General features: G+C 27.0%; 13 protein-coding genes and 1 tRNA gene. 5 read left to right on the top strand and 9 right to left on the bottom strand.

Going from position 1 to position 14281, the window contains the following annotated elements:
- From AYC60_RS04630 to AYC60_RS04600, 7 genes are all read right to left on the bottom strand, one after another.
- The coding region (locus AYC60_RS04630; protein WP_156447670.1) for a two-partner secretion domain-containing protein at positions 1-333 on the bottom strand (333 nt) is incomplete at its 3' end.
- A 320-nt stretch (positions 334-653) separates the two neighbouring features.
- The gene (locus AYC60_RS04625; RefSeq protein ID WP_067321811.1) at positions 654-2447 is read right to left on the bottom strand and encodes a glycoside hydrolase family 3 protein; all 1794 of its coding nucleotides are present in this window, start codon (positions 2445-2447) and stop codon (positions 654-656) included.
- A 229-nt stretch (positions 2448-2676) separates the two neighbouring features.
- Positions 2677-3522: a TIGR00341 family protein gene (locus tag AYC60_RS04620; protein WP_197416962.1), complete on the bottom strand. Its 846-nt coding sequence runs from the start codon at positions 3520-3522 to the stop codon at positions 2677-2679.
- A gap of 46 nt (positions 3523-3568) precedes the next feature.
- Positions 3569-3643 (bottom strand) — tRNA-Gln (locus tag AYC60_RS04615).
- A 387-nt stretch (positions 3644-4030) separates the two neighbouring features.
- A complete protein-coding gene (locus tag AYC60_RS04610; protein WP_067321807.1) occupies positions 4031-4393 on the bottom strand; it encodes a TIGR02328 family protein in 363 nt (120 codons plus the stop codon).
- On the bottom strand, positions 4390-4917 hold the full coding sequence (locus AYC60_RS04605; RefSeq protein WP_067321805.1) for a hypothetical protein: 528 nt from the start codon (positions 4915-4917) through the stop codon (positions 4390-4392). Before AYC60_RS04605 ends, AYC60_RS04610 begins: the two co-directional genes overlap by 4 nt.
- Positions 4917-5372 (bottom strand): NUDIX hydrolase, encoded by a 456-nt coding sequence (locus AYC60_RS04600; RefSeq protein WP_067321802.1) that lies wholly within the window; start codon positions 5370-5372, stop codon positions 4917-4919. Before AYC60_RS04600 ends, AYC60_RS04605 begins: the two co-directional genes overlap by 1 nt.
- A 131-nt stretch (positions 5373-5503) precedes the next feature.
- On the opposite strand from AYC60_RS04600, the gene AYC60_RS04595 reads away from it, so the two are divergent.
- The 4 genes from AYC60_RS04595 to AYC60_RS04580 are packed head-to-tail and all read left to right on the top strand — an operon-like array spanning position 5504 to position 10701.
- Positions 5504-5776, top strand: coding sequence for an HPr family phosphocarrier protein (locus tag AYC60_RS04595; protein WP_067321799.1), 273 nt, complete (start codon positions 5504-5506; stop codon positions 5774-5776).
- Positions 5777-5787: 11 nt separating this feature from the next.
- A complete protein-coding gene (locus AYC60_RS04590) occupies positions 5788-7335 on the top strand; it encodes a S1 RNA-binding domain-containing protein (protein ID WP_067321798.1) in 1548 nt (515 codons plus the stop codon).
- Positions 7336-7345: 10 nt separating this feature from the next.
- Complete coding sequence (locus AYC60_RS04585; RefSeq protein WP_067321796.1) at positions 7346-9829, top strand: DegV family EDD domain-containing protein; 2484 nt, start codon at positions 7346-7348, stop codon at positions 9827-9829.
- On the top strand, positions 9829-10701 hold the full coding sequence (locus AYC60_RS04580; protein WP_067321795.1) for an RluA family pseudouridine synthase: 873 nt from the start codon (positions 9829-9831) through the stop codon (positions 10699-10701). Before AYC60_RS04585 ends, AYC60_RS04580 begins: the two co-directional genes overlap by 1 nt.
- Before the next feature lie 22 nt (positions 10702-10723).
- Here AYC60_RS04580 and AYC60_RS04575 read toward each other — a convergent pair whose 3' ends face one another.
- Together AYC60_RS04575 and sppA are read right to left on the bottom strand one after the other, a co-directional pair.
- Positions 10724-11650 (bottom strand): cation diffusion facilitator family transporter, encoded by a 927-nt coding sequence (locus tag AYC60_RS04575; protein WP_067321792.1) that lies wholly within the window; start codon positions 11648-11650, stop codon positions 10724-10726.
- 9 nt (positions 11651-11659) lie between these two features.
- Positions 11660-13312 (bottom strand): signal peptide peptidase SppA, encoded by a 1653-nt coding sequence (sppA, locus tag AYC60_RS04570; RefSeq protein ID WP_067321790.1) that lies wholly within the window; start codon positions 13310-13312, stop codon positions 11660-11662.
- A 136-nt stretch (positions 13313-13448) separates the two neighbouring features.
- Here sppA and aphA point away from each other — a divergent pair, with 136 nt between their 5' ends.
- Entirely contained in the window at positions 13449-14177 is a 729-nt protein-coding gene (aphA, locus tag AYC60_RS04565; RefSeq protein ID WP_067321788.1) for an acid phosphatase AphA, read from the top strand.
- The last annotated feature ends 104 nt before the right edge of the window (positions 14178-14281 follow it).

The following is a 14281-nucleotide window of genomic DNA, read 5'->3' as shown; positions in this document are numbered from 1 at the left end:
TTTTAGTTTACTTTCTTCTAATCCTGTTACATCTAGAAGGGCAAGTTTTGCTCTTGTATCTTTAATATTATTATTACCATTTATTAGTCCTGCAATTCTACTCCTTGCAATATTTTTTGCATTATTTATTACAGCACCTTTTTCACTTACATTAAATTCTTTAAAGGTTGAATGACTTACACCTTTAGGACTTGGAGTTGAAATATTTATGATATCTACACCATTATTACTCTTTTCTACATATACATTTGTTTTTCCATCTACTGTTATGTTTGCATATGAAAAAAATGTAGTTAAAAATGCTAGAAAAGTTAATTTTAATGTATGTTTCATGTTGAAGTCCTCCTAGGTATTATTCGATTAACTAATATTATCATTTTTAAATACATTTGTCAAACAATTATATATAAAAAAAGGTCCTTCTCTTTTTAGAATGAATTTTAAGTCTATTTGGGAATTTGCTCCTTTTATGTGTCCAGTCTATTGGTACATCTTCTTTATATTCGAATAGGTATTTTTGTGCTACTTTAAAATAATTATTACGATATATAATTTAATACAATTCTATACAGTTTATTAAGTTTCTAATTTCCTATAGAATAAAAAGGCTTGAACTCACGTCCATGCCTCGTATGTAAAATTTATTTAAAAGCTTATTTAACTAAATTAAACTGTACTTTTTCAGTTAATTTTCCATTTTCTATAAATGGAAGATCTACTGGTAATTTACCTTTAGCTTCTTCTTGTGTGAATATTATTTCTAATGCTGCAGGTATATTTGGTCCAAATGCTTTTATTCCTCCATCAACTTCTGTAGGATCCATTCCTTTGAATCCATAAGCAATTAATACCTTATCATAATCTAAATGTGCAGTTACATCATAAGGTTTATTTATACTTACGTATATTTTTTGTAATCCTTCAAGTTTTGCAACCATATTTGGCACCTTAGTTCTATAACTTTCTGGATTTAAAGCATTTTCATTATTCATAGCTCCATATACTATTATAGTATCTACATCTGTAGATTGAGATATTATATCTATTTCTTTAGTATCTTTACCATATATCATAAATTTATATGACAAATCTTGTAATTTACCTTCATCAAATAATCTTGTGATTGCAAATTCTGTAACTTTTCTTTGACTAGTATCTGTACCTAGAATTAACACTCTTTTCATTTCTTTTAATGGAGTATCTTTAACAACAGTTATTGCATTTTTAGATACTTCTCTTTCTAAATCTCTATTTTGTTTTGAACCTATTACTTTTAATGCATTTTCTATTCTGACATCTATATTAGTTTCATCTTTTACAACATGTCTTTTTTCTTTTAATGCATTAATTCTTGATATAGATTTATCTATTTTTTGCATAGATATTTCTCCATTTTTAACTGCTTCTACTAATTTATCTATAGCCTTGTCTAATTCTTTAACATCTTTCATGCTATGTAGGCTTATAGGCATAAGTAATATATCTACACCTGCATTAATAGATAACTTCATTGCTTCAACTGGCCCTAAATTATCAGATATTGCCTTCATACCTAATGCATCAGTTATTACTACACCATCATAACCTAATTTTTCTCTTAATATACCTGTAATTACATCATCAGATATAGTTGAAGGGTAAATTATTTTATCTCCATTTTTAGCTACAAAATAGTCTTTTTCTATTTGTGGAAGTTGTACATGTGCAGTCATTATCATATCTATATCTGCTTCTATAGCCTTCTTGAAAGGTAATAATTCTATAGCTTCAAGTTCTTCCATACTCTTATCTACACTTGCAAGTCCTAAATGTGTATCTATTGCTGTATCTCCATGTCCTGGGAAGTGTTTTGCTACAGCTATAACATTTTCTTGTTTTATTCCATTAATCATAGATCTTGAAAGACTTGCAACTATGTTTGGATCTGAAGAAAATGATCTAAGTCCTATTACTGGATTTTTCGCATTGTTATTAACATCTATAGTAGGCGCTAAATTAGTATTTATACCTAAAGCATGTAACTCTCTACCTATAGCTTTTCCTACTTCATAAGAATATTTTTCATTTCTAGTAGCACCTATAGCCATATTTCCTGGGAAATTAGTTCCAGTACCAAGTCTTGTAACTATTCCACCTTCTTGATCTATAGATATGAACATAGGCGTTTTAGATGCTTTTTGTATTTCATCTACCAATCTTAAAGTTTGTTCTGTTTGTTTAACATTTTGTGCAAATAGAATAACACCATTAAAATTATGTGTTTTAATTACATCTCTAACTTCATCATTCATTACATCAAAATCTTTTTTCTTACCATTTTCATCTACATTCCAGTATCTAAAATCTGGCATAATTAAGTACTCTATCTTATTACGTATCTCCATATCATTTGCAAAAACCATAAATGGCATGAAGAAAAAGAATAAGAATCTTAACATTTTTTTCATGATTATTCGCCTCCATTAAATTTACTTCCTAATATATTTTATCTCGGTTTTATTAAAAGTCAATAAAAAAAATGCACTATTGTGCATTTCTATCTTTTAATTTTTCTTCTATATATTTATCTATATATTTTTCTAAAAATTCAGGATTCATGTTCTTTATATTAGGAATTTGTAATATTTCAAATTCTACATTACTTATACCATAATCTTTTCTCTTTTCTAGTATCTCTTAAATTTTACTGTTACTTAATATTTCTCCAGCTATAGTAAGTTCTACCATATTATCCTCAAATAAATATCTTTTCTTAATTATTACGTGATCTGAGAATTCTCTACTTATCATTTTTTCAACTGCATCTTTTCTTACTGTTTGTGTTACTAATTTACCTGCACTAAATAAAGATGGGATAATTATTAAAAATGAAATAGCAATTAGAGTATTTTTTATTTTTTTATTAACATCTATTTTACCATATATTTTATACATAAGTCTTATACCTATAAATGTTGCTATCATTATAAAACAAGTATTGATTAAAAAAAGGTAAGAGGCTCCAAAAAAATACCTAAAATTACCTTTAGCTAGTCCATATCCTGCAGTACATACTGGAGGCATAAGTGCTGTTGCTATAGCAACACCTGGAACTATATTACTTGTTTCTTTCTGCCTTGCACTTATTATTCCAGCAACACCACCAACAAAAGCTATAATTACATCCCATATAGTTGGTGTTGTTCTAGCAATAATTTCAGTACTTGCATAAGATATAGGTGAAATTAAAAAATATACAAATGATGTAAGTAAACTTACCCCAACTTGAACCATCATTAATTTAAGAGATCTTTTAACTAGATTCATATCATATATAGAAAGACCTATTCCCATACCTAAAATAGAATTCATTAATGGAGAAATTAACATTGCTCCAATAATTACTGGTGTTGAATTCATATTTAATCCTATAGATGCTATAAGAATTGCACACATTAATATTACTATTTTACTTATATTAACTTCTAAATTTTCATACATTTTATCCTTTAATTCCAATAAAGAAAAATATCTACTTTCCATACTCTCTCCTAAAAAATTGTAAAAAAAAATGCGTTAAACGCATAAATGGTTGGGCTGGCTGGATTCGAACCAACGCATCGTGGAGTCAAAGTCCACTGCCTTACCGCTTGGCTACAGCCCATCAAGACAATAGTAATTGTACACTAAATACAATTCTTTGTCAAGACTTTTTTAAATTTTTGTAATGGGAAATTTTAAATGCACAGTTTTTTTGTAATTGTGTAAATCGAATTTATTTTCTATTATCTATTTTTGTAAAATTATGTTCCGTCATTATAGATTTGTCACTTATGTTTTTTTTATAACTATGCAACTAGAAACTTCTCATTCAATATTTTTCAACACTTTCAATATATCATTCCTAATGATTAATTGGGTTTATCACTCTTATTCTATTTATTATGATATTTCTATTAGAATTAGAAAATCAAAGTTATGCTTCAAATTTTAATACTTTGTTTACATATATTTTTATTTACATAATGATATTTTAACTCATTCTCTACATCTATAGAATTATCCCTTTCTTTTCTAAATTTTCTAAACACTGTGAATAGTAAATGTCGTTGTGTTCTGAATATATTGGTATTGTAACTTTTTCTTCTTTAATATATTCATATCTTTTTTCTTTTTTTCCTCTATATAAAGGATCATACCATTCTTTTGAAGGTATGTACCCTCTTCTTTCCATTTCTTTCATTATCAATAAATGATAATGAAATAATTTAATCGGACTATATTTAAAAACATAATCTACTACACTATGTTTTTTATTCCATCCTTTACCCCTAAGCGCACAACATTCCCTATGTTGTCCTAATAATTGTTGTCTTGGTAATTTACTTATTAATTCTTCATGCCAAATTCTCATTTTTTTAATTTTCTCTTTTCATAATCTAATAATATATCACTTCTTTGGGATACACCATTAACATAGATATTAATTATATCTTTTTTATTAACACTTATTTTTTCTTCAAAATATTCTACTTCAACAAAATCATCTGAAATTTCACTAATATATCCAAAGACTTTTTCAGATTCAGGAAGTAATAGGGTCACTGGAAGTTTGTTACCTGTTAATTTTTTTAAAATATCATCAAAAATATTCTCGCCTTCTAACTTTATTTCTTTATGATCAAATACATAGCTATTTAATATATTTTCTTTTGAATTAACATTCATTAATATTTCTATACCTTTTAAATATTCTGTATCACTTTTAATAATATTTATATTATCTTTAAGTATGAAGGAATAACCATCTATAAATCCTCTTGGATCTACTTCTTCTAACATAATATATTCATCGTCTATTTTTCTAATATATCCTACAGATAACTTATCAAATTCACCATTAAAGTAAACTTCTACCAATTTATTTAATACTAACATTATTGCTCCTTATCAACCTTTATTAATTTATCATTTTCATATTCCATTCTATATACAAAGAATTCCTTATTACCTTTTATTAATTCTTCAAGGAAATACTTATCTCCTTCCCAAATATTTAAATTTAATATTTCATCTTTTGGTATATACTTAAGTTCTCCTTCATCACATTCTATCATTTCTCCGTAAAAATCTTCTGAAGTAAAAACATAAATGTATTCTGTATTCCCGTTATATACAAATATTAACATACCCCTTAGTATACATTTTTCCATAGTATATCCAGTTTCTTCCTTAACTTCTCTAGTTATGGATACATGTGGGCTCTCTCCTTCTTCTATCTTACCACCTACACCTATCCATTTTCCTTTATTAATATCCACTTCTTTTTTATTCCTATAAAGCATAAGAAATTTATCATCTTTTATTAAATAGCAAACAGTATACGATTTCATAGACCTTCCTCCTTACTAAAAATATACCACACACTATTTACTTTTACAATTATTTATCTCAAAATATTGCTATTTACAAATTATTGTTGTATAATATTTTATGGTATAGACTAATATTTTAGGTGATATTTATGAACAAAATTAAAGTTAAGGTATTAAATGAACAAGGCATACATGCAAGGCCATCTACAAAAATATGTGCCATTACTAATAAGTTTTCTGGTAATGTATTTTTTAGATATGAAAAAGAAAATTATGATGCCAAAAATATTATGGCTATTCTACTAATTGGTTTAGAGCAAGGTAGAGAATTTGAAATTATTGCTGACAATGGCAATGAAGAAGAAGAATTAGATTTACTTAACTCACTACAAAGGCTAATAGAAATAGAACAATTTGATTAAGGAGAGAACTAATGAACAACAATTTTATGGAAATGTTAGAAGAATATCTTCCTACTGGAGAACAAAATCTTGGTGATAAAATAGAAGGAACAATAATCAGAAAAGATGATGAGTTTGGATATTTAAATATCAATAATAAATTAGAAGGACGTATTAGAGTTTCTGAAATAGAAGGACTTGAGATAGGAGATAAAATTAAGGTTCTAGTTGTAAAAGAAAATGATGAATTCTTAATAGTTTCAAAAAACATTTTAGAAAAAAGGGAAGCTTTCTCTAATATTAAAAAAGGAGACAAACTTTCTGGAATAATTAAAGAAAAAGTAAAAGGTGGTTATAGAGTAGACTGTGGATTAATCTCAGCATTCTTACCATTTAAAAATTCTGGATTAAACCAAAGTTACACTCCTAATGGTGAAAAATTAGAGTTTGACGTAATAGAAAAAAATAGAAAAGATATAGTTCTTTCAAGAATAGAAATAGTTAAAGAAGAAGAAGCTAAGTTTTTAAACGATTTAAATTTAGGAGATAAAATTTCTGGAACAATTTCTAATAAATTAGACTATGGTATGATAGTTGACTTAGGTAAGCTATCAGGTCTATTACATAGTAGTGAAATAGCATGGAATAAAGAAAAAACTTTAAAAGACTTTAATGTTGGTGATAAAATTGAAGCTAAGATTATTGAACTTGATAAAGAAGCTAAAAAGATAAAAATAAGTATTAAACAACTAGCTGAAAATCCTTGGTTAGAAACTAGAAAAAAATATCAAATTGGTCAAAACTTTGATGCACCAGTAAAAGAGGTATTCTCTTTTGGTGTTGTAGTTGACTTAGGAGAAAGAGAAGATTTAATACATGTATCAGACCTATATTACAAAAAAATAGGTAATGTAGAAAAGGAATATAGCAAAGGTGATATAATATTCTGTGAAGTAGTAGGAATAGATGATGAAAAAGAAAAAATAGTTTTAAGTGCTAAAACTGTATTTGAAAAAATATGGGCTAATTTAGATGCTTTCTGTGTTTTAAATGATGTAATTAAAGTTACTGTAACTAGAGTTAAAGACTTTGGATTCTTTGCAAAAACTGAAGAAAACTTAGAAATATTTGTTCCTAAATCAGAATATTCATGGAATAAATTTGATAAATTAGATTTAAAAGTTGGAGAAAGAATAGATATTAAATTAATAGAAATAAAAGAAGATGAAAAAAATCTAGTAGGAAGTATTAAGAGATTAGGTAAATCTCCATATGATGTAGCTTCTTCAAAATTTGAGAAAAATACAGAATATGAATTAGTAATTACTGACATATTAGAAAATGGTGTACTTGTTAAATTAACTGATGATTTTAAAGGATTAATTCCTAAAAAAGAATTATCTAGTGAACAAATTAAGGATATTAAAGAACACTATAATGTTGGAGACAGTATTAAAGCAGTGGTATTTGATAAAAATAATAATAAAAACTCTATCTTACTTTCTGTTAAAAAAATAGAAGAGTTAGAAGAGAAAAAAGAGTTGGAAGAATTAATGAAAATTTATGGTGCCAACAACTAGGAGGATATGAATGGGTATAAAGTACATTGATGCTAAAAGGTTGAGACGTATTCTTATAGGTGGAGCAAAATGGGTAAAAAAACATGAAGATTATCTTAATGAATTAAATGTTTATCCTGTTCCAGATGGAGATACTGGTTCAAATATGTCTATGACTTTAGAAACAATGAAAAACGATATTGAAGGAAGTACTACTAAGAAAAGCTCTATGACTGAGGTTATAGATGTTGTAGAAGAATCTGTACTTATGGGTGCAAGAGGAAACTCAGGTACTATTCTTTCTCAAATAATTACTGGTTTCTTAAGAGGAATTGGTGATAAAAAAAGATTAGAAAGTGCAGATCTTGCTGAAGCATTACAAAGTGCAAAAGAAGTTGCATACAAGGCAGTTGACACACCCGTTGAAGGAACTATACTTACTGTTATTAGAGAAGTTAGTGAAAAAGCAATTGAAATTAAAGATGGTGTTGAAACTCTAGATAAAATGTTAGAAGTTTTAACTACTACAGCAGAAGAAGCTGTTAATAAGACACCTGATCTTTTACCAAAATTAAAAGAAGCTGGAGTTGTAGACTCTGGAGCTATGGGACTATACTATTTCTTCATAGGTATAAGCAAAGCACTTACAGAAATAGATGAAATAGTTTCTCTTGAAGTTACTGAAAAAACATTTGATAGCACTTTAAGAGATATTACTCATGATCCAGCAGAAATTAAATTCAGATATTGTACTGAATTCATAATCAGAAATGCTGATTTTGATATAGACAAATTTAAAGAAGAAATACTAAAATTAGGTGATTCTGCAGTATTTGCTCAGACATCAAAGAAATTCAAGATACACGTACATACTAATAACCCTGGACAAGCTTTAGAACTTGCTGTACAACATGGTGATCTTGAAAAAATTAAAATAGAAAACATGAAGTTACAAAACGAAGGATTAATTAGCAGTGAAAAAGAACAAACTAAAATATTTGTTAATCCTAAACCAAATTTTTCTAAGTACTCATATGTTATCTTAGCAGATAGTTTAAACCTTAAAGAAGAATTCTTAGCTTTAGGAGCTGATGTTGTTCTACTTGGTGGTCAAAGCCAAAATCCAAGTGTACAAGATGTATTAAATGCTATAGCTAAAATTAATAGCAATAAACAAATAGTAATATTACCTAATAACAAAAACGTAATATCTACTGCAAATATTGCTGCAGAAAAAACTGAAAAGAGTGTTTTAGTTGTTCCAACTAAGACTATGATGGAAGGTTATTTCTACTTAAATAGCTACTTTGATACTATTACTAATACTAAGTTTAATCAAGAATTTAACTATTCTATAGAAATTACTAAGGCTGTAAGAGATACTAATGTTGATGGATTAGCTATATATAAAGATGACTATATTGCATTAGTTAATACTAAGATAAAACATGCTAATAAGAACTTATTAGATTTAGTAAACGAGATTAAATCTATGTATATTAGTGAAAATACTACTAATATTACTGTAGTTGAAGGTAAGGATAAATTTGAAGATGTTAAATCTTTATTAAACATGTCTAAAACTAAGTTTATCTTAGGTGAACAAGAAAATTACCAATACTATATTTATGTAGAAAACAAACCAGAAAACATGTCAGAAATCGCTATAGTTACAGATTCTGCATGTGATTTAAGTGAAGAAGATATTAAAGGTCTTCCAATATTTATAACTCCTATAAGACTAGAAGCTGGTGGAGAACATTATAAAGATGGGGTAAACTTAACTAAAGATGAGTTCTGGAATAAATTAATAAATGAAGAAGCTTACTTCAAGAGTGCACAACCTTCACCTAAAGAATTAATGAACCTATATACTAGCTTATTTAATAGAGGATATAAGAAGATCATAGCTCTTAACATTAGTAATGCCTTAAGTGGTACTTTCAGAACTGTTAAGATGGTTAGATCTAATTTAAATAGAGAAAACGATATTATACAAATTGATACACAACTAGTATCTTTCCCTTTAGGGGTTTTAGTTAAACAGGCTGCAGAAAAAGCTGTTCTTAAACACAGTGTTTCTGAAATTTCTACATGGGCTGAGAAATTTAAGTCTAAAGTTAAAGCATATATAGTTGTAGAAGATTTAAAATATCTTGAAAGAGGTGGAAGAATCACTAAGATGGCAAGATCTATTGGTGACTTCTTAAACTTAAAACCTGTACTTACTTTCTCTCAAGGAACATTAGCTGTAGAGAAAAAAGTATTTGGAGAAAATTCTGCTCTTAATTATTTAGAAAAAAATATACAAGAAATTTCTAGAAAACATAGTATATATATTTATACGGGATTTGGTGGTAGTTCAAAACAATTAGATAATATTAATCAAATACTTGAAAGCACAAAAGGTAATAATAAGGTTACTATTGCTGACAAAACTACACATATAGGAGCAACTGTTGGGGCTCATGCCGGTCCAATTTATGCAATTTGCATGATACCTAAATTATTATAATGAAAAAATATATTCTAGATGAAAAAGCATTTAGATTAAAAGTATCTCAATATCTCCGTGAGTTTCATAACTATTCTGGAAGAAGCTTACGGAATATTGAGGTATTTTTAGATAATAAGCAAATTAGAACTACAACTAAATTACCAAAAATAGGTACATTGATGGTTAAGGAAAAAGAAAAAGGAACTGACCTTTTGCCTATTAAAATGAACCTTGATATAGTATATGAAGATGATGATTTATTAATAGTAAATAAAGAACCATATTTATTAACTCATCCTACATTAAAAAAGGTAGATAAAACTCTTGCAAATGGAATAGTCTATTATTTCAAAGAAAAATATGATAAAAATATAGTCCCAAGATTTATTTCTCGTTTAGACATGAATACTTCAGGATTAATAATGATAGCAAAAAATAGTTTTGCACAATCATTCATACAATCTGGAAAGTCTAATGTAACTAAAAAATATATAGCTTTGATTGAAGGTATATTTAAACATGATGATATTACTGTGGAAGCAAGGATATATAAGGATGGGGATGAGCTTGCAATGATAGTAGATGATAGAGGTCAGGATGCAAAAACTAAGTTTAAATTAATAAATGTTTACAAACATTTGGATGTATCTCTAGTGGAATGTGAATTATTCACTGGAAGAACTCATCAAATTAGAGTGCATCTTAAATACCTTGGCTATCCAATAATAGGGGACAGTTTATACAACCCTAATTCCATATATCATAAGATAGCAAAAAGGCAAATGCTACATGCATATAAGTTATCATTTATTCATCCTAGTACTAATAAGAGGGTTGATATAGAAATACCTATGTATCATGATATGAGTGAAATAATAGAAAATAAATAAAAAGCCAGTTTTTACTGGCTTTTTATATTTCATCCTCATGTATATTTATCTCTGGATTTTCTATTTGTATAGTAACATGTTCTATTCCATATTTTTCTTTTAACATGTCTGATATTTTTTTTATTATACTATAATCATCCACACCCTTATATTCTTTAAGAATAACGTGAAAAGAAAGACTAGTTAATCCTTCAGATATAGACCATAAGTGAAACTCGTGTATATTTTCTATATTTTCAACTTCTAATATACTTTTTCTAATATTATCTGCATTTAATTCTTCTGGTACTGCTTCCATAAGTATATTTAGTGATTTCTTTATTATCTTTATACCACCTGTCATAATAACTATACTTATAACAGCACTAATTATTGGATCTAGTAGAACTATTCCTGTATATTTTACTAAAAAACCAGTTATTATTACTCCTACTGAATTTAATAAATCTCCTAAAAAGTGCCACAATGCACTTTTGATATTTAAATTATCTTCATGTTTTAAACTATTCATTAAAACAAATGTAAGTATAATATTAATAATTAAACCTATAATAGCAATAGTTATCATTAAAGTAAAGTTTATTTCCTGAGGATTAATAACTCTTTTTATTGCCTCATATATTATTCCTATGGCTATAACAACTAAGGCAAGTCCATTTAAGAATGCAGCTATTATTTCTACTCTTAAATAACCATATGTGTATTTTTCAGTTGGTTTTTTTGATGCATAATATATAGCTATCATACTAAATATTAATGCTATAACATCTGATATCATATGAAATGAATCAGAAACTAATGCAAGAGAACCAGAAAATATTCCACCAAATAATTCTAATAATGCAAATACTGTAGTTAACAATAAACTAATCCATAAAGTTTTTTTAGATTGTTTTTGAACCTTGTAGTGTTTTGCATGATGATAATTAAATTCTATATTTTTTTTCATTTTTTCTCCTTATATATCTATTTTAATATTCATATAGTACATAGGTTGGTAAGTATTTTTTAAGATCATTTCTATTTCTTTATTTATATTCATAGAAATATCTAATGGACTTATTCCTTTTATTCCTTCTAACATGCTGATTTTTCTATTAGTAAAATACAATTTATAATCTTTAATATCTAAATATTTAGCTAATGCATCAACGGTATCATCAAATCCACCTATTTTATCTGCAAGTCCTATTTCTACTGCTTCTTCACCTAACCATATTTTACCTTGAGCTATTTCTTCTAACCTATTTTCAGTCATTACTCTTGCTGTCATTACATGTTTTTTAAATTCAGTATAAACATCTTTCATACTATTTATTAATTTTTCTCTTAGTTCTTCACTTAAAGGTTGTTTTAAATCAAATAATTCTGTTGCCTTACCTGAACTTACAGTTTCTACATTTACGAATAACTTCTTAGCAATTTCATCAAATGTAGGATACATACTTACTACACCTATAGATCCTGTTATAGTACTAGGATTTAAAAATACCTTTTTAGAAACAGTAGAAATATAGTATCCACCACTTGCTGCAACTGAAGACATAGAAACAAAAATAGGAACTCCTAGATTTTTTAATTCCTTATATATTCTTTCTGACTCTAGTGCACTTCCACCTGGCGAATTTATTCTTAGTATAACTCCTTTTAAGTTATCTATTTCTTGTAATTCTTCTATTTTTTCTAACATATCATCATATTTAATAGTTCCTTCTGCTTTTCCTGAAGATGAAATATTACCTTCAGCACAAATTACCCCTATTATATTTTTGCTCTTGTTTTTTAACTTAACTTTTTTAGCAAAAGATAGTAGATCATCTGTATCTTTTGAATAATCTATTTCTAATTTATCAAAATTTGAAATTCCATCTATTAAACCATTTTCTTGAGCTACTTTATGATTAACTAGTACAAAATCTCCATTTAAAAGTTTATCCTTAATATCTATATTTCTTCTTTCTTTTATCTCCAGTATAAAGTTATTTAAAACCTTGTCTAGTATTCTAGTAATAGAGCTTCTTTGCTCTTCTGACATTTCTTCTTTATGAAAGTTTTCCCCTGCAGATTTATAGTCTCCTATATGTAATACTTTAACTTTTAATCCTAATTTATCAAATAGATTCTTAAAATATATGTATGAATTTGAATATCCTTTTAATACCATAGAAGAATTAAGTGAATTATACATATATATTTTATCTGCAAGCATTGCTATTCTATATTTATTATTATCCAATCCTGAAGCTAGTGCTATAACCTTCTTCTTTTTATTTAATTCTCTAAAAACATTTTTTAATTCATCTATTTGTATAGAATTTAGCTCCATTTTATCTATATCTAAAATTACTTCCTCTACTGTATTTACTTCTAATATTTTCTTTATTGCATTTTTAAAATCAAAAAAAGATGTCTTATTAGTTATTCCTGAAATAACAACATCCTCTACTAACTCAGGAGTTGTTACTATAACCTTCTTTATATTCTTTAATTTTAAACTACTTTCATCTTTTTCTTTTTTTATTTTAGCTTTTATTATCAAGGATACAACTAAAATAACCAGTATAAGTATTAAAGCTATAATAATCGCTTGTATAACTGCACTTAATATCATTTATTCCTCCATTCTAAACATATTTTATTCTATAATATATATTTTTATTTGTCAAATATTGCAAAAATTATTATGTTGAATTATCTTTTTTTTAGGAGTATAATATACCATATTAAATAATAGAAGGAGATTACTTATGAAAAAAACATTATTATTAATGACAATTTTATCTGCAACTAGTCTTTTCGCTGCAGGGCCAAAAGTACCTTATACTCATGAAGGTTTTTATTCTACAGATAAAGTACAAAAACCTGTTCATTTTGTTTCAGTAGAACAAATAGAAAAAAGTTTAGAAGGAACTGGACCAATTAATGTTAGTTTTGATATAGATGATACTTTACTTGCTTCAAGTGGATATTTCAGATATGGTATAGACTATTTCGGTATACCTGATCATCCTAAAGGAAAATTCAGCTATTTATATAATCAAAAATTCTGGGATTATGTTGCTGAAATGGGAGATGAGCATTCAATTCCTAAAGAATCTGCTCAAGCATTAATCAACATGCACTTAAAAAGAGGAGATAAAATTTTCTTCATAACAGGAAGAACTAAACATAGTAAAGATGAAAACTATACTTCAACAAAACTTTCTAAAACTTTACAAAGATTCTTTAACTTACCATATGAAGTATATGTAAACTATACTGGAGATACACCTACTGGTGGATTTAAATATGATAAATCATTCTACATTAATAAACATAATGTTTCTATCCACTATGGAGATTCTGATGATGATATATTAGCAGCAAGAGAATTAGGAATACGTGGAATAAGAGTACAAAGATCATACAACTCTACTAACCCTCAAAAAATGAACGGGGGATATGGAGAAGAAGTATTAATCAACTCTGCATGGTAATGAATAAGGCATATCGAGAGTATTGAAATAAGTCTGTAAATTGAAAAAAATATAATTTTTAGTAAGAGCCTCTTATGGTATATAATATACAAGGAGGCTTTTGT

Origin of the sequence: Streptobacillus felis (assembly GCF_001559775.1) — a bacterium.
Lineage (GTDB): Bacteria > Fusobacteriota > Fusobacteriia > Fusobacteriales > Leptotrichiaceae > Streptobacillus > Streptobacillus felis.
Note: the sequence above shows the minus strand (reverse complement) of the source record. Positions and strands in the feature narration are given on the sequence as shown.